At 65.1% G+C, this 17,688-nt stretch carries 17 protein-coding genes and 1 pseudogene; 12 read left to right on the top strand and 6 right to left on the bottom strand.

What is annotated here, in order from left to right; all coding sequences use genetic code 11:
- From E4L98_RS01725 to E4L98_RS01715, 3 genes are all read right to left on the bottom strand, one after another.
- Positions 1-1,247 (bottom strand): GAF domain-containing protein (locus E4L98_RS01725; protein ID WP_135199838.1); only part of this gene is annotated, 1,247 nt, incomplete at its 3' end.
- Between the two features lie 96 nt (positions 1,248-1,343).
- Positions 1,344-4,061 (bottom strand): TonB-dependent receptor, encoded by a 2,718-nt coding sequence (locus E4L98_RS01720; protein ID WP_135199837.1) that lies wholly within the window; start codon positions 4,059-4,061, stop codon positions 1,344-1,346.
- Positions 4,062-4,170: 109 nt separating this feature from the next.
- Positions 4,171-5,634, bottom strand: coding sequence for a glycoside hydrolase family 30 protein (locus tag E4L98_RS01715; protein WP_135199836.1), 1,464 nt, complete (start codon positions 5,632-5,634; stop codon positions 4,171-4,173).
- A 289-nt stretch (positions 5,635-5,923) separates the two neighbouring features.
- Here E4L98_RS01715 and E4L98_RS01710 point away from each other — a divergent pair, with 289 nt between their 5' ends.
- The 6 genes from E4L98_RS01710 (at position 5,924) to E4L98_RS01685 (ending at position 11,055) form a co-directional block, all read left to right on the top strand.
- Complete coding sequence (locus E4L98_RS01710) at positions 5,924-6,457, top strand: carboxymuconolactone decarboxylase family protein (protein ID WP_135199835.1); 534 nt, start codon at positions 5,924-5,926, stop codon at positions 6,455-6,457.
- Between the two features lie 39 nt (positions 6,458-6,496).
- Positions 6,497-7,336, top strand: coding sequence for an enoyl-CoA hydratase/isomerase family protein (locus E4L98_RS01705; protein WP_205746641.1), 840 nt, complete (start codon positions 6,497-6,499; stop codon positions 7,334-7,336).
- Between the two features lie 49 nt (positions 7,337-7,385).
- Complete coding sequence (locus E4L98_RS01700) at positions 7,386-8,018, top strand: glutathione S-transferase family protein (protein ID WP_135199834.1); 633 nt, start codon at positions 7,386-7,388, stop codon at positions 8,016-8,018.
- A 218-nt stretch (positions 8,019-8,236) separates the two neighbouring features.
- Positions 8,237-8,908, top strand: coding sequence for a peroxiredoxin-like family protein (locus tag E4L98_RS01695; RefSeq protein ID WP_135199833.1), 672 nt, complete (start codon positions 8,237-8,239; stop codon positions 8,906-8,908).
- 60 nt (positions 8,909-8,968) lie between these two features.
- A complete protein-coding gene (locus tag E4L98_RS01690; protein ID WP_135199832.1) occupies positions 8,969-9,691 on the top strand; it encodes an SDR family oxidoreductase in 723 nt (240 codons plus the stop codon).
- Between the two features lie 188 nt (positions 9,692-9,879).
- Entirely contained in the window at positions 9,880-11,055 is a 1,176-nt protein-coding gene (locus E4L98_RS01685) for a beta-propeller fold lactonase family protein (RefSeq protein ID WP_135199831.1), read from the top strand.
- 16 nt (positions 11,056-11,071) lie between these two features.
- On the opposite strand, the gene E4L98_RS01680 is transcribed toward E4L98_RS01685, so the two are convergent.
- Together E4L98_RS01680 and E4L98_RS01675 are read right to left on the bottom strand one after the other, a co-directional pair.
- Entirely contained in the window at positions 11,072-11,635 is a 564-nt protein-coding gene (locus tag E4L98_RS01680; protein WP_135199830.1) for a sigma-70 family RNA polymerase sigma factor, read from the bottom strand.
- A gap of 30 nt (positions 11,636-11,665) precedes the next feature.
- Positions 11,666-12,307, bottom strand: a complete 642-nt coding sequence (locus tag E4L98_RS01675) for a DUF1109 domain-containing protein (RefSeq protein WP_135199829.1) — start codon at positions 12,305-12,307, stop codon at positions 11,666-11,668.
- Positions 12,308-12,507: 200 nt separating this feature from the next.
- Here E4L98_RS01675 and E4L98_RS01670 point away from each other — a divergent pair, with 200 nt between their 5' ends.
- The 4 genes and pseudogenes from E4L98_RS01670 to E4L98_RS01655 all read left to right on the top strand — a co-directional run bounded on the left by E4L98_RS01670 (position 12,508) and on the right by E4L98_RS01655 (position 14,857).
- Complete coding sequence (locus tag E4L98_RS01670; RefSeq protein ID WP_229257192.1) at positions 12,508-13,329, top strand: DUF1223 domain-containing protein; 822 nt, start codon at positions 12,508-12,510, stop codon at positions 13,327-13,329.
- A 51-nt stretch (positions 13,330-13,380) separates the two neighbouring features.
- Positions 13,381-13,596: pseudogene (locus tag E4L98_RS01665) on the top strand (molybdopterin-dependent oxidoreductase); the annotation flags it as partial.
- A 56-nt stretch (positions 13,597-13,652) separates the two neighbouring features.
- Positions 13,653-13,823: a pentapeptide MXKDX repeat protein gene (locus E4L98_RS01660; protein ID WP_135199828.1), complete on the top strand. Its 171-nt coding sequence runs from the start codon at positions 13,653-13,655 to the stop codon at positions 13,821-13,823.
- Between the two features lie 131 nt (positions 13,824-13,954).
- On the top strand, positions 13,955-14,857 hold the full coding sequence (locus E4L98_RS01655) for a LysR family transcriptional regulator (protein ID WP_135199827.1): 903 nt from the start codon (positions 13,955-13,957) through the stop codon (positions 14,855-14,857).
- Between the two features lie 88 nt (positions 14,858-14,945).
- On the opposite strand, the gene E4L98_RS01650 is transcribed toward E4L98_RS01655, so the two are convergent.
- Entirely contained in the window at positions 14,946-15,200 is a 255-nt protein-coding gene (locus tag E4L98_RS01650; protein ID WP_167761252.1) for an NHLP-related RiPP peptide, read from the bottom strand.
- A gap of 140 nt (positions 15,201-15,340) precedes the next feature.
- Here E4L98_RS01650 and E4L98_RS01645 point away from each other — a divergent pair, with 140 nt between their 5' ends.
- Together E4L98_RS01645 and E4L98_RS01640 are read left to right on the top strand one after the other, a co-directional pair.
- Positions 15,341-16,495, top strand: coding sequence for a putative peptide maturation dehydrogenase (locus E4L98_RS01645; RefSeq protein WP_135199825.1), 1,155 nt, complete (start codon positions 15,341-15,343; stop codon positions 16,493-16,495).
- A 68-nt stretch (positions 16,496-16,563) separates the two neighbouring features.
- The coding region (locus E4L98_RS01640; protein WP_167761251.1) for a ligand-binding sensor domain-containing protein at positions 16,564-17,688 on the top strand (1,125 nt) is incomplete at its 3' end.

Raw genomic sequence — 17,688 nt, 5'->3', positions numbered from 1 at the left:
AAGCGCAGCGCCAGCACGCCGGCCCAGGGCGCCAGGTCGGCGCGCAGCGCCTCCGGCCAGTCGCCGATGGCGTTGCGTTCGACGATCTCGTCGCCGCCCTCGGGCAGCGAGGCCACCATGCGCGCCGCCAGCGCGGTATCCAGCTCGCCATGCACGCGCACCTTGCCGTATTGCGTGATCACCAGCGCTTCGGCCTGCAGCGACTGGCACAGCGCCGGCGCGTGCTGCAGCAAGGCGCGCGTCGGCTCGTCCTCGTGCAACAGGGTTTCCATGATGCGCGTGCGCACCTCGGCCGACTGTTCCACCGCCAGCGCGCGCTCGCGCGCCTCGATCGATTGCACCAGCGAGGCGATCACCTGGGCCATCACATCGGCCGCCATGCGGATCGAATACGGCACCTGGTGCGCCGTCATGTGGTGGCAGGCCAGCAAGCCCCACAGCCGGCCGTTGACCACGATCGACACGCTCATCGACGCGCCCACCCCCATGTTTTGCAGGTATTCGATGTGGATCGGCGACACGCTGCGCAACACGCTGTGGCTCAGGTCCAGCGGCGCGGCGCCGGCACGGCCGCTCAGCGGCGCCGGCGTGTAGTTGACGTCGGCGATCAGGCGCAGGCTGTTGATGATGTACAGCCGGCGCGCCTGGGCCGGGATGTCGCTGGCCGGATAGCGCCGGCCCAGATACGGTTCGAGGTCCTGGCGCCGCGCCTCGGCGATGACGTCGCCGCTGTCGTCCTGGTGGAAGCGGTAGCCCATCACGCGGTCGAAGCCGGTGATGGCGCGCACCTGTTCGGTGGCCAGCTGCAACAACGCGTCGATCGATTTCTGCCGCTTGAGGCGGTCGATGGCCGCATGCGCCTTCAGCGCGAACGCCGCCACCGTATCGCTGGGCACGTCGCGCAGCTCGAATTCGATCAGCAGCCGCGCGCCGTACGCATGCACGATGCAGTCGAACTGCCGGCCGCCGATCGCCACCTCCAGCGCGCTGGCCGGCGCTTCGCCATCCTCGACACCGGCCAGGCACTCGCCGGCCAGCTGGTGCACGTCGGCCGGCAGCGCCAGCGCCGCCAGCGGCGTTTCCAGCGCCAGCGGCAGGGCGAGCAGGCGCGCCGCGTTGTCGCTCCAGGCCAGCAGGCAGCCGGCCAGATCGAACGCCAGCAACGCCCCGTGCGGCTGGATACTGCCCGGGAGATGGATGGGCTCATCCGCACAGTTGTCCAGCGTGACAATGGCAGGCGCTTGCATCGTGCGGGATCGCTTTCTGAAGGGGGAGGATAGACGATTCTATCACCCCGGCGTTACATAGGCTAACTCCCCATCCGCCTATGTACGCCAGCGAACTTACAGCTTGTAGTTGAGGCCCAACAGGAACTGGCGGCCGTAGGTGGTGTAGCGTTCCGGCGCATACGCGCCACCCGCGAACGGATCGCCCTGACGCGTCTGGTAGGGCGAATTGTTCAGGTTGTTCACCTGGAACAGCAACGACAGGCCCTGGTAGCGGCCCTCCTCGAACGCGTAACCCAGCTGCAGGTCGATCTGGCGCTCGGCCAGGATTTCGCTGAAGGCGCGCTGCGCGAACAGGCCGGTGACCTCGCCGCGGTAGGCCGAACGGTAGCGGCGGCTGGCGCGCGCCGAGTAACCGTTTTTCTCATAGTACAAGGTGAGGTTGGACACCACGCCCGACAGGCCCGGCAGCTTTTCCTTGGTGCCCGGCCCGTTCGGGTGGATCGAACTTTCCGTACCGGAAATCGAACCGGTGACGCCGAAGCCGTCCAGCGGATCCCACACCAGGCCGGCGTCAAGCGCGCCCGACAGCTCCACGCCCTTGACCAGGCCGCCGGTGCCGTTGGCCGGCCGGTTCAGCGTGCCGAGATCCTGGAGCGGCACCACCGCCGACGGATTCGGGAAGCCGGCGAAGCTGAACTCGGTCTGCTGGTTGTAGATGTAGCTTTGCAGCTTCTTGTACCACAGCGCGCCGGCGATGTAGCTGCGCTTGCCGATATATTTTTCCATCGACAGGTCATAGGCGTTGGCGCGCCACGGTTCCAGATCCGGATTGCCGCCGCTGCCGTTCCACATGCGGGTGGTGGCGTCGACGCCGCCGCTGATGCCGGCGCGCATGTCGGACATCTGCGGCCGCGCCACGGTCTTGGCGGCGCCGAAGCGCAGGTTGGTGGTGCTCAGGTACTTGTCCAGATCGAAGTTCAGGTTCAGGCTGGGCAGCCAGTCAGTGTAGTTCTTGCCGCCGCTGATGCTGCCCAGGGTGCCGCCGTTGACCGTGGCGCCGCGCGATTTCTGATCGACATTGACCGCCTGCAGGCCGAGCGCGCCGCGCAGTGGAATCGGACCGAGCTCGGCATCGATGCCCAGCTTGGCGTAGGCGGTGGCGATCTTCTCGGTCACGCCCCAGTCCTGCAGCGCCTGATCGTTCGGCCGCGCCGGCTGCATGTCGTAATACTTGTGCAGCACCCCCAGCACGTCATAGCTCATCACCGCAGGAATGCCGGCGAAGGACAGCGAGGTCGACGGCTGCAACAGGTCGGACGATACGCTGGCCGGGGCGCGGCCGTTCTTCAGGAACCAGTAGTTGTTGGTGTCGGCGTGGGTCTTCTCGCGGCGGCTGTAGTTGATGCCGCCTTCCAGGCTGCGGAACATGCCGTCCAGCTCCTTTTTGGCCGAAAACCTGGCCGCGCCCAGGCTGTCTTCGACCAGCGGGTGGTGCATGTCCGCATCCTTGCCCCAGCCGCCGACGTCGTTCAGCTTGATGATGTTCGGGTCGGCGAAATTGATGCTCGGGGTGAAGGTCGGCAGGCCGCTGCCGGTGGGTATCTTGAACTGGAAATTGTTGTCGGTCCTGCCCGATCCCGCAGGGCCGAGACCGGCATAGGTTTCCAGCACTTCCTCGCGCCGCTTGGCGTTGGAATACGACAGGTCGCCGATCAGGGTCCAGCCATCCTGCTTGAAGGTGTTGTTCCAGCCCAGCGCGCCCAGCTTGTCCTTGCGCTGGTTGTAGTCGTTACGCACGATCGGTTCCAGATTGGTCAGCGCGCCGCCCACCAGCAGCCGGGTGCCGCCGATGTTCTCGACCTGCGGATTGACGTAGCGGATCGGATTGTCCTGATTGGAATTCCACATCAGGCCGCGCATGGTGGTGTTTTGCCTGAACTCGGAATAATACAGATCCAGCGTGGTACGGAACTCCTTGGACGGCCGGTATTCCACCACCGCCATCAGGCCGTCGCGCTTCTGTTCGCGCGACGAGGCGGTGACTTCGGCGCCGTTCAGCGTCACCACGTTCTGCATGTCGGCCGGCAGATTGCGGTTGGTGCCCCACCACCACGACTTGTATTCCTGCTGCTGGCCCGGCGAATCGAGGTGGGCGTAACCGATCGCCACGCCCAGCGTGTTGTTGAGGAACTGGTCCACGTACGACGCGCTCAGACGGTTGCCGTTGGCCGAGGTGTTCGAATTGAGCTTGCCGTTGGAATTGTGTTCGCCGCGCGCGTTCAGCACGATGGTGCGCTGGCGTACGTCCAGCGGCCGCACGGTCTGCAGGTCCACGGTGCCCGACAGGCCGCCCGACACCAGCGCCGCGTCCGGCGTCTTGTACACGGTGACGCCGTTGATCAGCTCGGATGGGTACTGGTCGTACTCGGCGCCGCGGTTGTTGCTGGTGGACACCTGCTCGCGGCCGTTCAGCAGCGTGGTGGAAAAGTCCGGCGCCAGGCCGCGGATCGAAATCACCTGGGCGCGGCCCTCGACCCGCTGCGCCGTCAGGCCGGCCAGGCGGGCGATCGATTCGGCGATCGACACGTCGGGCAGCTTGCCGATGTCCTCGGCGGTGACCGCCTCGACGATGGCATCGGCATCGCGCTTGATCGCCATCGAGGTTTCGATGCTGCGGCGGATACCGGTGACGGTCACCTGCTGGACCTCGTCACCGGCGCTCGCTTGCGCGCCCTGCTGCGCATGCACGGCGGCCGGCACGGCGGCAAACGTCAGCGCGGCGCAGGCGGCGGCGATGGGCGTCAGTTGCATGGTGTGGCTCTGTTTTTTCATTGGCATCTCTCTCTTATTTTTGAAAAAAACAGCCCCCGCCTCCATCGCGTGGAAGCGCTTCCGGGGCACTACAGAAAAAAGCTGCCGCGGCATCACGGCAGCCGACGGCTTATTTCCAGGTGAAGGTGGCGACGCTCGCTGCGGGCAGGGTGTAATCGAAACTGCGCTGGCCGACGCGCACCGCGAAGCGGCGCGGCGCCTGCGCCGAATTGGTCACCAGCAGCGCCAGCGAGCCGTCGTCGGCGTTGCGGAAGGCGACCGTGTCGAGCTGGTCATAGCCGCTGGTGGAGGCAATGCGCTGCGCGCCGGGACGCACGAAACGGCTGGCATGGGCCAGCGCGTAATATTCCTCGTTGCGGGTGATCCTGCCGTCGCGGCTGTCGATGGTGACCACGCCGCGGCAATCCTTGCAGCCGCCCAGGTGCGGACCGTCGTGCTCGTCCAGCGCCAGGTTCCATACCAGCACGCCCTTGGCCCAGCCGCGCGTGGCGCCGATCACCAACGTGCGGGTGAAATGCTGCAGATTGTCGGACCAGTTCGGCGCCCACTTGCCGCCCGAGCATTCGGTGAAATACGTCTCCTTGTCGGGCCAGCGGTCGTGCAGCGCGGCCTGCACGCGCACATCGCCGCCATAGCAGTGCCAGGCCACGCCGCTGACGTATTTGTAGGCGAGCGGATCTTTCAGCACGTCGGCCGGCGAGCCCGGCTCGTCCCAGTTGTGGTCCCAGTCGAGGATGCGCGTCTGCGGATGCTCTTTCGCCAGCAGCGGTCCCAGATGACCGCCGATGAAGGCCGCGCGCTTGGCCGGATCGACGCGCATGCCGGGATAATCCTTGGGCTCGAAGTGCGGTTCGTTCTGCAGGGTCAGCGCGTAGATCGGCACGCCTTCCTGCGCGTAGGCGCTGATGTAGCGCGACAGGTAATGCGCGAATGGCGCAAACGCTTCCGGCTTGAGGGTGCCCTGGATCAGGCTGTCGGTGGTCTTCATCCAGCCGGGTGCGCTCCACGGCGAGGCCATCACGCGCAGCTGCGGGTTGATGGCCAGCGCCGCCTTGGTCACGGGCAGCACGTCGGCGCGGTTGGGGGCTATCGAAAAGTGCTTGAGCTCGGGATCGCTCTGACCCGGCGGCATATCGTCAAAGCTGTAGTGCTGGCGCGAGAAGTCGGAGGCGCCGATGGTCAGCCGCGTGAAGCTGAAGCCGATGCCGGGGTGGCGGCCGAACAGCTCGTTCATCAGGGCGGCGCGCTGCTGCTCGTTCAGCTTGTTCTGGATCAGCCAGGCCGAGGCATCGGTGATGGCCGCGCCGAAGCCGACCATCTGCTGGAAGCGCTGCCTGGGATCGACCTCGATGATGGTGGCGGCGTCGGCGCCCGGTTTGAACTTCGCCTCCGCCGCCGGCGCCAGCAACTGCGTCCGGTCGCCGGTGGTGATCCAGGCGTGCACTGTCTGCGCCGACGCCGGCGCCAGCGCGCACAGCGCCAGCAGCGGTATCGCAAGCAGTCGGGACAGGGTTTGCAACGACGATGGGCGCAACGCCCCATCGCCCGGCCAAGCAGGGCTGAGTGCCAACATGCAGTCTCCTCGCGCAGGCGGCTCGTGGTCCGCCCGTCTCCGTTTATTCATTTATGAATTAAATGGAAGCGTTTCCATTTATTGAAGAAACTATAGCACCGGCAAATCTTCAATGTCAACGCACACACCCGTGCGACAGGTGGGGTGTGGGATTTTTGTCGGCGGCCGCCGCGGGCAACTTGTGCGCTGGCGGGAATAACCCTTATGCCCCCCGGCTTGCTACTGCGGAAAGCTGAAAAACTTCATAGTTCGTCCTGTCGCAACACACATCAACCAGCAAGGACACATCATGAAAACCTTCACCATCCCGACCGCCGCCACCGTCTCTCCTGCCAACCAGGCCATCTTCGAAAACCTCCAGCAAGGCCTGGGCATGGTGCCCAACCTGTACGCCACGCTGGCACACTCCGAGCATGCCCTCGGCAATTACCTGACCCTGCAAAACGGCAAGAGCTCGCTGAACGCCAAAGAGCGCGAAGTCATCAACCTGGTGGTCAGCCAGGTCAACGCATGCGCCTACTGCCTGGCCGCGCACACCGTCATCGGCGGCATGGTCGGCTTCACGCCGGAGCAGATCATCGCGATCCGCAAGGGCGGCGCGCCGTTCGACGCCAAGCTGGACGCGCTGGCACGCCTGGTCAAGAGCGCCACCGAACGCCGTGGCCACGCTGAGCCTGCGCTGACCGAGGCGTTCTTTGCCGCCGGCTACACGGAAGGCCATCTGGTCGACGCGGTCATGGTCATCGGCGACAAGATCATCACCAACTACCTGCATGCACTGACCCAGGTACCGGTCGATTTCCCCGCCGCGCCAGCGCTGTAAGACATCACGAGCCAACCCATACACCGAGAGAGCATAACCATGAATACCCTGCGTACCCTGAGCGCCGCGCTTGCCTTGGCCGCCGGCATGACCAGCCTGGCCCACGCCGCCGACCCGGCCTATTTCACCCAGACCGAGAACATGCGCATGACGCGCGACAGCCACGGCGTTCTGCTGGTCGAGATGCATACCAACGGCGCGCCGTTCAAGTTCACCGCCAAGGCGCACGCAGCGTTTGTCGATGCCTTCTATCACATCAGCCGCGATCGCGATAACAAGATCGTGATCCTGACCGGCAAGGGTGGGCAGTGGATGAGCGATATCGATTTCGCGTCCTTCGGCGACGTCAGCGACCCCGATGTCTGGTCCGGGGTGCATGACGAGGGCACGCAGATCGTTGAAAACATCGCCAACATCCGCGTGCCGATGATCTGCGCGGTCGAGGGCAAGGCATGGGTGCACACGGAATACTGCGCATTGTCCAACGTGGTCGTGGCCGGCGCCGGCGCCACCTTCAACGATGCGCCGCACTTTGCCGGCGGCATCGTGCCGGGCGACGGCATCTATACCACCTGGTCCTACCGCATGGGTCCGACCCGCGCTGAAGCCCTGCTGCTCGATCCCAAGCCCTTCACGGCGGCGCAGGCCAGGGAGTACGGGCTGGTGTCCGAGGTGGTCCCCGACGGTCAGGCCGTCGCCCGGGCACGCGAACTGGCCGCTCGCTACCTGACCAAGCCGGAGGTTACCCGGCGCGACACGCGCGCCTATTTCATGCAGCCGATCAAGCTGGCGCTGATCCAGCAGACCGGTTACGGCCTGAGCCTCGAGGGCGCAAGCGCGGCCGCGCTGGTCAAGTCGATGAAGGCCGGCAAACAATAAGCCAGGGGCCGGCAGACGCCGGCCTCAACTCTTCCCCCAAGGACATGCCATGTACCAGCTCCACGCATTCGCCACACCCAACAGCATCAAGCCCGTCATCACTCTCGAAGAACTGGGCCTTGATTACGAGCTGCACGCTGTGAACGTGCGCAAGGGCGAACAAAAATCGTCGCAATTCATCGCGCTCAATCCCAACGCCAAGGTGCCCGTGCTGACGGTGACGGATGCCGGCCGGCCCATGTCGCTGACGGAATCGGCCGCCATCCTGGTGTATCTGGCCGAACGGCATGGCGCCTTGTTGCCGGCTGCCGGGCAAGCGCGCGCGCGCGTCTTCGAGCAGCTGTTCTTCCACGCCTCCGCCGTCAGTCCGGCGTTTGGACAAGCCGGCTACTTCGACAAGCTTGCGCCGCAAGTCATACCGCACGCGATCCAGCGCTTCCATGGCGAAGCGCTGCGTACGCTGGCAGTGCTCGACGGCGTGCTGGCCCGGAGCGAATTCGCCGCCGGCGATGCTTATTCGATTGCCGACATCGCGCATTTCGGCTGGCTCTGGCGACGCGCGTTTGCCGGTGTCGATCTCGATGGCAGCCCGCACGTTGCCCGCTGGTTCGACGTCATGTCGCAGCGCCCGGCGGTGCAACGCGCCATCGTCCGCCTTGATGGCCTGGCGTCGGCAACCTGAAGCCGCGGTGATGGAGCGAGTCACGCGCATAACACCTGCCTGTCTACTCACATAAAGGCATCCACCATGTCCACCATCACTCTTCATCGCGCCGGGCGCCCGGGCACTTCGCCCTCTGCTGCCGCGCGCCGTCGGCCAAACCGCTGACCACCGGTCTGCCCCGACCGACAACATGCTTCATATCGCAATATTTCACTACCCTGACAGGAGAACACATCATGACACTGCAAGCCAAACTCGACGCATTCAAAGCCGACTTCAAAGGCGGCAAAGCCCCCTACTTCGCGCCAGCGGAAATCCATCCGATCATGGAACGCGCCACCGCCGAACTGGTCGCGTCCGGCCAGGCGGGCCGCGCGCTGAAGGCAGGCGACCGTGCACCGACCTTTACCCTGAACGACCCCGAAGGCAAGCCGGTATCGTCGGCGGACCTGCTGGTCAAGGGCCCGCTGATCATCAGCTTCTACCGCGGCGTATGGTGCCCTTACTGCAACCTGGAGCTGCAGGCGCTGCAGGAAACGCTGCCACGCTTCCAGGCGCTTGGCGCCAACCTGGTGGCGATTTCGCCGCAGACCGCCGCCAACAGCCGCAAATCGCAGCGCCAGAACAAGCTGGACTTTCCGATCCTGAGCGATACCCACAACGACGTGGCCGCCGCATTCGGCCTGCGCTTCGCGCTGCCGGACTATCTGATCGACCTGTACAAGGGGTTGAAGAACGACCTGCCGGCTTTCAATGACGACCCGGCGTGGACCCTGCCGATGCCGGCCCGTTACGTCATCGGCCAGGATGGGATCATCGCCTACGCCGAAGTCAATCCCGACTACACCCGCCGTCCCGAGCCGGACAGCATGCTGCCGGCCCTGGCACGCCTGCCGGCCGCCGGCTGATGCGATAGACCAACCTTGCGTGGCCGGCGCGCATGCCGGTCCGCTTTCCTGGAGCTGATCATGGTTAAACGGACTTTCCTCGTCACCGGCGCGAGCCAGGGCATCGGCCTGGCGCTCTCCACCCGGCTCGCCCGCGTGGGGCATCACGTCGTCGGCCTCGCGCGCCATGCGGCGCGCCCCGACTTTCCCGGCACACTGGTCGCCGTCGATCTGGCCGACCGCGCGGCCACCGCCGCGACGCTGGACCACCTCACCTCACAGTACCAATTCGACGGACTGGTCAACAATGTCGGGCTGGTCCGGCCGCAGGGCCTCGCGCGCATCTCGCTGGACGACATGGATGCCGTGCTCGACCTGAATTTGCGACCCGCGGTCCAGGCGGCGCAAGCGCTGCTGCCGCACATGCGCGCGCAACGCTGGGGGCGTATCGTCAACATCGCCAGCCTGACCGTGCTCGGTACAGCCGATCGCACCGCCTATGCCGGCGCAAAGGCCGCCCTGATCACGTTCGCGCGCACCTGGGCGCTGGAACTGGCGACGACAGGTATCACCGTCAACGCCGTGGCGCCCGGTCCGACCGAGACTGAGCTGTTCCGCACAAACAACCCACCTGGCAGCCCGGGCGAACGACGCTACCTGAACGCCGTGCCGATGGCACGCTTCGGGCAACCGGACGAAATTGCCGCAGCCGTGGCTTTCCTGCTCAACGAAGACGCCGGCTTCATCACCGGACAGACACTGTTCGTCGATGGCGGCGCGTCCGTCGGCAAGGCGATGATCTGACCTCATCCTGGCCGGTTTCAATGACATCCGGCGCATCGCCAAAAAATGCGCCGTCCTGTAACCGCAGCGCGCGCACAGGCGAATTATCCACCGGTCTGCCGCAGCCGTCCCGATACGGCGGCGCGCGCAGTCCGCCATATGCCTGTCCATCCCTGGCACAGGCCAGACGTCTATCAGTGGAGAATTCAATGAGCAAGCATTATGCAGTGGCGGCCGCGGTCGCCGTCCTTCTCGCGGCCTGCGGTGGCGACAACCACCCGGCGCCGCCGCCGGTCGCCCAGTTGTTCGCGCAGACCAACGACACCGACAACCTGGTCGTGCATTTCCTGCGCAATGCCGACGGTTCGCTCGTGCCGCAAGCGCCGGTCGGCACTGGCGGCAAGGGCACGAACGGCGTCAACTACTTCATGGGCAACGCGGTGGCGCCGGACGCGCTGACCAGCAACCACAGCGTCGTGGTCTCCGATGATGGGCGCCAGTTGTTCGTGGCCAACGCGGGCGACAATACGGTCAGCGTGTTCGCGATCACACCGGCCGGCGGCCTGATGCTACAGGCAGTCTCGCCGACCGGCGGGGTCCAGCCAACCTCGCTGGCCTTCAATGCCGGGGTGTTGTACGTAACCCACCAGCGCGGCGCCAACGAACTGGGCGCCTACCGCGTCGGCACCGACGGCAAGCTGACACCACTGGGGCAATATCCGGTGCTGCAACCGGACGCACTGCCGACGGAAGTTTCGATCAGCCCCGATCACCAGTACGTGGTGGTCAACGGCTTCCTGCGCGCGCTCACGCCGACCACGCCGGGCAATACCCTGCTGGCCTACCCGATCAATGCCGACGGCACGCTGGCCAAGCCGGTGGCGTCGACCACGGCCGGGATCGGACCATTTGGCGGCGTGTTCGCGCATGGCGCGCAATCGGGTACGTACGTGACGGCCGATGCGGCCGGCACGACCGCCACCACTTACAGCTTCAGCGCCGGAGGCGCATTCTCCTTGTTGAGCGGACCGGTCAAGGTGGCCGGCCAGATGGCGCCGTGCTGGATTGCGATCACGCCGGATAACCGCTTCGTCTACGTCAGCAATGGCAGCGGTACCATAGCGCAATTCGCGCTGGACACCACGGGCAAGCTCACGCTGGTGAATGCCAGCGCGGCATCGGAGCCGGCCATCAAGGCCGGGACGTCAAGCTTCGCCGCCGACGCCTGGATCAGCCCGGACGGCAAGTATCTGTACCAGGACTATGCCGGCAACGACAAGATCGTCGTGTACGCGATCGGCCCCGACGGCACGCTCACCCGTACTGGCGAACAGCCGGTCGGCACCAAATCCGGCATCAGCCTGCAGGGCGCTGCGGGAATTTGATCCGCACGGCCAGCGCTCAGCGCTCACCGCGGATGCGGGCGGCCAATGCCTTCAGGCCGCGGTGCACGCCCACCTTCACCGCCGATTCCGACATGCCGGTACGGCTGGCCGTCTCGGCCACGGACAAGCCCTGCAACTTCACCATCTCGATCGGCAAACGCTGTCGGTCGGGCAGCGCCGCCAGCAGCACCGTGAGGTCGCGGCGCGCATCGCTGGCCTGTTCGGCAGACTCCTCGAACATGCCGCTGGCGTCGTCGAGCGGATCGTTGAGCGCGTCATGACGCATGCGCACTCGCAGGAAATCCATCAACTTGTAACGTGCTATCGCATACACCCAGGCAGTGACCGGCTGCCCGCGCCGGTAGGTCAGGCGGGCATTATGTACGGCCAGCAGGGTTTCCTGCACGATGTCTTCCACCTGGTCGTGCATGTCGAACAGACGCCGGCGCAGGAAGGCGCGCAGACGCTTGGTCAACTCGTCCAGGAATTGCCGATAGGCGCGCGCGTCCCCGTCGAGGCCGGCCAACAGCAAGGTTTGTAGTTGCTCCTCGACGGGAGAGCGTGGTCCGTTATCTTGCATCTGTGCCGTATGCCTGTTCAGATCCACCGCTCACCACCTCAGCAACGCCCGGCCCAGGGCCGCGCCCAGCACCGCCGGCGCCGACATACCGAGCAGATACCACACGGCCCAGAAAGGCAGCGTCATCTCCGGGCAATGCAGGCAGTACACCAGCAAACCCTGCGCTCCCGCCAGCAGACCGGCAGCGGCGCCAGCCTGGTGTGGCCTGGTCGGCGCCAGCCCGCGCAGCGCCCAGAACACCGCGCAAAACGCCGGCAACGACAATATCGTCACGCACAGAGTGCACACCCGCCAGGTGTCGCCGAGTATCATATGCGGCCGCAGCGCCGGCGGCGCCGCCAGCAGCACCGCGCCGGCACCGATCCAGAGCGCCGCCAGGACGGCAGCCGACAACAGCCAGCCGGCCACCGCGCTGCTGCCGGGCCGCGCCAGGTTCATGGTTACCGATAGCGTCGCGCCCAGCACGGCGGCGGGGAATGCCAGCTTGAGCCAAAACATTCCGGTCATCGCCACCTCGCCCAGATCAGGCCGCACGCCCAGCAGGGCCACCATCAAGATACCCGCGCCAGACAAGCCCAACGCCAGCGCCAGCGCGAAGCGCTTTTCCACGGCGCGCGGATCGACTGCATCGACACCCGTTGCCAGCATTGTTACAAAATCATCAGTTTTCATGCCATTCCTCGTGAAACACGCCGATACATCCAGCCCTTATTCGTGGCGCGCGGCCTGCGGGTTACACCATACCGCGAAAATATTTTGCGGGATATCAAGAACAACAACCCGATATCCGCGAAGAAAAATTTTATGCGCGTGTAACCGCGATCGCGGCCGCGCCGAATTATCCAGTGTCATCCCCAACCGAGCGATTCGCCATGTCCATGCCGCGTTATCCCGCTGCGTTCGCCAGCGCCGTACTGCTGGCGCTGGTTCCGCCAGCACCGCCGGCCCATGCCGCCGCGGCATGCGAGGTCCAGAGCGGGACGTCGACCGCTGCCCTGGTCGAGTTGTACACCAGTGAAGGCTGTTCGAGCTGCCCGCCTGCCGATAGCCGGTTACGTGCCCTGCGCAGCCAGTTGCCAGCCAACGCCGTGGTGGTTCCGCTCGGCCTGCATGTGACCTACTGGGACGGCCTGGGCTGGCGCGATCCTTTCGCCCAGCCCGCTTTCGACGCGCGCCAGCGCGCACTGCTCGACCAGCGTCGCCTGCGGGTCGCCTACACGCCCCAGTTCTTCGTCAACGGCGATGAGCTGCGTGACTGGCAGAGTGGGTTGCCCGCCACGATCCGGCGCCTCAACGCCACGCCTGCCGCCGCATCGATCATACTCAAGACCGCGTCGATCACCCGAGCGGGAACCGGCTTGCGTCTCGACGTGCAGGCGCGCCTCACCGATGCGCAAGCGGCCGGCGACCTGTACGTTGCCATCACTGAAAGCGGTCTGGTCAGCCAGGTGAAACGCGGTGAAAACGGTGGCGCGACCCTGCACCACGACGACACGGTCCGGCTCTGGCTCGGCCCCGTCGCATTCACGCATGGCCGGGCCGAGCTGCACAGCGACATCGCCCTGCCGCCGCAGTGGCGCGGCGATGGCCTGCGGGCGCTTGCTTTTGTCCAGGATCAGCGCGCGCATGTGCTGCAAGCCGTCGATACCTCTGCGTGCGTCCCGCCGATGGCGCCAACCGGGAGCCCCCAATGAGCCCATGCAACACGACCATCCATCCGGCCTGGCTGCGGATCGGCCATTGGCATCGACATGGCCACCGCGCTGCATCCACAGACGCCGATGGCGCGGAGCTACGACGGCCGGACGCTGCCGCCGCGCTACGGTTGTCCGATGACATTGCGCATGCCGACCAAGCTGGGCTACCAGAACCCCAAGCATATCCAGGCGATCTGCGTGACCAATACCTATCCCGGTGGGTATTGGGAAGACCAGGGGTACAACTGCTTCGGCGGCAGTTAAGCGTCCGACCCTATCTGCAACACCACCATCGTTTATTTCACCACGAAGGAACTACCATGAAAGCATTTGCCATGATCCTGATCGCCGCTTCGCTGATGTCGGGCGCCGCCTTTGCCGAGGACGCAATGAAGAACGACGCCATGAAGAAGAATCGCATGAGCCATGATGCGATGGCCAAGGATGGGATGGCGAAAGGCGAGATGAAAAAAGATGAGATGAGCCATTAAGCCAGCGCGTCGCGGATGCAGCCGGACAGTGCCGGCGCTCCGCCATGTTGGGGCAGCAAAACGGTGCGCATATAATTCTTTCCTGCGCGGCATGCCAGGTGTGGCGGCCAGCCGCATTGAAAAGGAATGCGATGGATCGACTTACTTTGATGGAAACTTTCGTCTGCACCGTGGAGACCGGATCGTTTTCGGCCGCGGCACGTCGTCTGGAGGTAGGCCAGCCGGCCGTGTCCAAAGCAATTGCACAGCTGGAAGAACGGCTGCAGACCCGCCTTCTGCTGCGCTCCACGCGCGGCCTGACCCCGACCGAAGCGGGCCAGGCATATTACGAATCCGCCAAGCGCGCGATTGCCATGGTCGACGATGCCGATGGCGCGGCGCGTGGCGTCAGTGCCGACCTGGTAGGCAAGCTGCGCGTCTGCGCGGCCGTGACCTTCGCCCGCTTGCACATCATCCCGCACATCAAGCGGTTTCTTGATCGTCATCCGCTGCTGGAAGTCGAGGTCATGCTCGATGATCGTCAGATCGGCCTGCTGGAGAACGGCATCGACGTGGCGTTGCGCATGGGCGACCTGGGCGATTCTTCGATGACGGCGCGTAAAATCGCCACCGGGCGTCGCATGGTCGTGGCCGCGCCGGCCTATCTTGCCGAGCGCGGCGTGCCTGAAATCCCGGCCGACCTGGCGCGGCACGAAGCGGTGGTCTATCTGTCGGACTCGGGCGGTGCGACCACGTGGTCGTTCGAACGCGATAGCAGCGAACTGTCGGTGACCGTGCAGGGGCGTTTGCGCGTGAACGCAGCGGAAGGCGTACGCGCGGCGGTGTGCGGCGGTGTCGGCGTGGCTATCGTATCGGAGTGGATGTTTGCGCCAGAATTGGCGGCAGGCGCGGTGGAACAGTTGCTTCCGCAGTGGTCATTGCCGACAATCGACTTGTGGGCCGTCTATCCCTCCGGGCGTCTGGCCAGCGCGAAAGCACGCGCATTCACGGTCTTCGTACAAGAATTGATGGTCGCGGAAGCGCCATCGCGATAGGGCTTGGGATGCCGGCGAAAACGGTGGCCAGCAAGGTGCTTGACCAGCCGCGCGCAGGCACGGTGCACCTGCGCGCTCACGCGCTGATTCAGGCGTTACCCGACATGAGGAAGATAATCATCGCTGCTTTATTGTCCAGCTTCTCGCCGAAAGCGGCCAGATCAGCAGCCATGGTTTCCTTGCTTGGCAGCTGGCAGACGGCCGGTACATAAGCAGGATCAAGCGAGATACCGATGCTGCCGAAAGCGCCGACCGGATCAGCCATCACGCGTTCACGGAAGATATCGTCGCTGGCCAGTTTGCCGATAACCGCGCCGAAATCCTGAGAGGTAGTGGTTTGCATTTCGAATTCCTTTAAAAGTTTGATCAGTTTTCGGCCACAACAATTTATGCCGCTGAACAACATTCTAGGAGTGACGACTTCCGTCCGATCGGCGAAATAAGCTAGACTTCACCCCCTTATTCTCGATACGGAAATCCGCCATGAAAATACGCCGCTGCGCCGTCTTTTACGTAGAATCGCGCGAGGATTTGACCATCGACTGGGCCAAGCTGTTTGCTGGCCAAAACACGCTTGCAGCGCAATTGAGCTGGGTGGCGCTGGTGCCGCACCTCGACCGCGAGGTAGGACTCAATACCGAACAGTTGCTGGTCCTTGGAACGATCAGCCAGACCCTCTGGACTGACCGCGAAGAAGCCGAACAACGGCACGGCGGCGCCGTGGTCGGTGCGCTGCTGGAACTGGGCTTGCTGATCGGCGATGACGATGCCAGCACACCCATGCGCGAACGCGATGAAAAGCTGCGCAGCCAGCAATGGCGGCCTTTGTCGGCCCTGATCCATACCTTCTCCCGCTGGCGCGATGTCCGTACCGAAACCGGCATGCAGACGCCCAGCTTCCAGGAACTGGTGGACCGTCACGGCCCACCACCGCCACCGACCATCCACCCCGCCGCAGTGGGCGCCAGTGTCGCGCTGCCGCCCGCCGGCAAGGGTTTGCTCGACGACGCCCTGTTGAACCGCTATACCGGGCGCAATTTCGACACCAGCGCATCTCTGTCACAGGCAGTGCTGGCACGGCTGCTGCAACGCACTTTCGGTGCCCAGTCAGTGCGCAACGTGGGGCCGGACGGCGACGTGCTGAAGAAAACCAGTCCATCGGCTGGCGGCCTGCATCCCACCGAAGCCTACGTGCTGGTGCAGCGCGTCGACGGCATCGCGCCCGGGCTTTACCATTATCATCAGGTCGAGCATGTGCTGCGCCCTCTGCGCATGCTGGAGAAAGACGAAGCCGCCGCGCTGGCGCTACAACTGGTGGCTGACCAACACTGGTTTGCCGAAGCGCCGATCCAGGTGATTCTGGTCGCACGCGTGCTCCGTAATTTCTGGAAGTACCGTAATCATCCGAAAGCGTACAAAGCCATCACCCTGGACGCCGGTCATCTGTCGCAGACGTTCTATTTGCTGGCCACTGAAGCCGGCCTGCCGGCATTTGTTACCGCTGCCGTCAATGATGTCGATATCGAACAGACGCTGGGACTCGATCATCTGAGCGAGTCTGTCATGGCAGTGATTGGCTGCGGTCCAGCATCCGGCCGTCAGGACACCATCGAACTGCGGCCGGGCGACACCGCCTGAGGTGCCGCAGGGTCCGTGATGCTATGATCGGCGTCCCGATCATTGCCATCACGGAAATCATTAGCGACATGCGAGGTTTAATTCTTCGGCCACGCAGCTGCCTATGGCTGGCCCTGACGCTGCTGGCGGCCAGCCCGGCCGCCCAGGCGCTCGACCCGCGCGTCAGCCTGCACGACTACCAGCACGACACCTGGCGCCGCAAGGATGGCGCGCCGGGCAGCATCACCAGTCTGGCGCAGAGCAGCGACGGCTGGCTGTGGATCGGCACCGACCACGGCCTCTACCGCTTCGACGGCCTCAGCTTCCAGCGCTTCCAGTCGCCTACCGGCCAACGCCTGCTCAGCGCGCGCATCTCCACGCTGACCGGCAAGGCCAATGGCGACCTGCTGGTCGGCTACCTCGACGGCGGCGTCAACCTGATCCGCCACGGCGACATCGTGCCGCTGCCGGCCTGGAACGCGGCCCGCGTCGACATGGTGTTCGACATCGCCGCCGATCAGGACGAGGTGTGGATCTGCACCAATTCCGGTCTGGTGCGCTATGCCAAGGGCAGCTGGCAGCAGATCGGCGATGGCTGGGGCCTGCCCAAACGCACGGTGGAGGAAGCCACGCTCGACCAGTACGGCCAGCTATGGGTGGTCAGCGGCGACGAGTGGTTCAAGCTGGACCGCGCGGCGCGCCGTTTCCGCCCCACCGGCCGCGCCGGCGAGGCGGGCGCCTTCTTCGCGCCGGACGGCGGCATGTGGCGCCGCAGCGGCAACCGCATCGAGCGCGTGCCCAGCGGCTACCAGGGTGCGCCACTGCCGCGCCTGGAGACCAACCGCCACCTGTTCCGCCAGACCCATGATCTGTTCGACGCCGACGGCAACCTGTGGCTGCTGCGCGCACCCAACGGCATCGCCCGCATCCGCAAGCAGGACTTGCCGGCCAGCGCCAGCTTCGATCCGTCGACCCTGCCGGCCGAGCGCCTGGATCAGGCTTGGCAGCTCAGCAATCCGCAAATCATCGGCATGCTGGAAGACCGCGAGGGCAACATCTGGGCCATGAGCACCAGCGGTCTGGAACGCTTCCGCAACCGCCGCATCCGCACCGTGGCGCTGCCCGATGGCGCCGACATCGCCAGCGTGGCGGCCGACGGCCAGGGCCAGGTCTGGGCCGGCGCCGCCAACCTGGACGGGCTGTGGGCCATCGGC

Source organism: Duganella callida, from assembly GCF_004614165.1.
GTDB classification, from domain to species: Bacteria; Pseudomonadota; Gammaproteobacteria; order Burkholderiales; family Burkholderiaceae_D; genus Rugamonas; species Rugamonas callida.
The sequence above is the reverse complement of the archived record's forward strand: the minus strand, read 5'-3'. Positions and strand labels throughout refer to the sequence as shown.

What these genes read in the sequence shown, in the direction of transcription:
- E4L98_RS01700 (WP_135199834.1), top strand. Translation starts at nt 7,386, where the DNA reads ATGTACCAGCTCCACGCATTCGCCACACCCAACAGCATCAAGCCCGTC.
- E4L98_RS01695 (WP_135199833.1), top strand. Translation starts at nt 8,237, where the DNA reads ATGACACTGCAAGCCAAACTCGACGCATTCAAAGCCGACTTCAAAGGC.
- E4L98_RS01660 (WP_135199828.1), top strand. Translation starts at nt 13,653, where the DNA reads ATGAAAGCATTTGCCATGATCCTGATCGCCGCTTCGCTGATGTCGGGC.
- E4L98_RS01675 (WP_135199829.1), bottom strand. Translation starts at nt 12,307, where the DNA reads ATGAAAACTGATGATTTTGTAACAATGCTGGCAACGGGTGTCGATGCA.
- E4L98_RS01715 (WP_135199836.1), bottom strand. Translation starts at nt 5,634, where the DNA reads ATGTTGGCACTCAGCCCTGCTTGGCCGGGCGATGGGGCGTTGCGCCCA.
- E4L98_RS01705 (WP_205746641.1), top strand. Translation starts at nt 6,497, where the DNA reads ATGAATACCCTGCGTACCCTGAGCGCCGCGCTTGCCTTGGCCGCCGGC.
- E4L98_RS01680 (WP_135199830.1), bottom strand. Translation starts at nt 11,635, where the DNA reads ATGCAAGATAACGGACCACGCTCTCCCGTCGAGGAGCAACTACAAACC.
- E4L98_RS01685 (WP_135199831.1), top strand. Translation starts at nt 9,880, where the DNA reads ATGAGCAAGCATTATGCAGTGGCGGCCGCGGTCGCCGTCCTTCTCGCG.
- E4L98_RS01645 (WP_135199825.1), top strand. Translation starts at nt 15,341, where the DNA reads ATGAAAATACGCCGCTGCGCCGTCTTTTACGTAGAATCGCGCGAGGAT.
- E4L98_RS01650 (WP_167761252.1), bottom strand. Translation starts at nt 15,200, where the DNA reads ATGCAAACCACTACCTCTCAGGATTTCGGCGCGGTTATCGGCAAACTG.
- E4L98_RS01670 (WP_229257192.1), top strand. Translation starts at nt 12,508, where the DNA reads ATGTCCATGCCGCGTTATCCCGCTGCGTTCGCCAGCGCCGTACTGCTG.
- E4L98_RS01720 (WP_135199837.1), bottom strand. Translation starts at nt 4,061, where the DNA reads ATGAAAAAACAGAGCCACACCATGCAACTGACGCCCATCGCCGCCGCC.
- E4L98_RS01655 (WP_135199827.1), top strand. Translation starts at nt 13,955, where the DNA reads ATGGATCGACTTACTTTGATGGAAACTTTCGTCTGCACCGTGGAGACC.
- E4L98_RS01690 (WP_135199832.1), top strand. Translation starts at nt 8,969, where the DNA reads ATGGTTAAACGGACTTTCCTCGTCACCGGCGCGAGCCAGGGCATCGGC.
- E4L98_RS01710 (WP_135199835.1), top strand. Translation starts at nt 5,924, where the DNA reads ATGAAAACCTTCACCATCCCGACCGCCGCCACCGTCTCTCCTGCCAAC.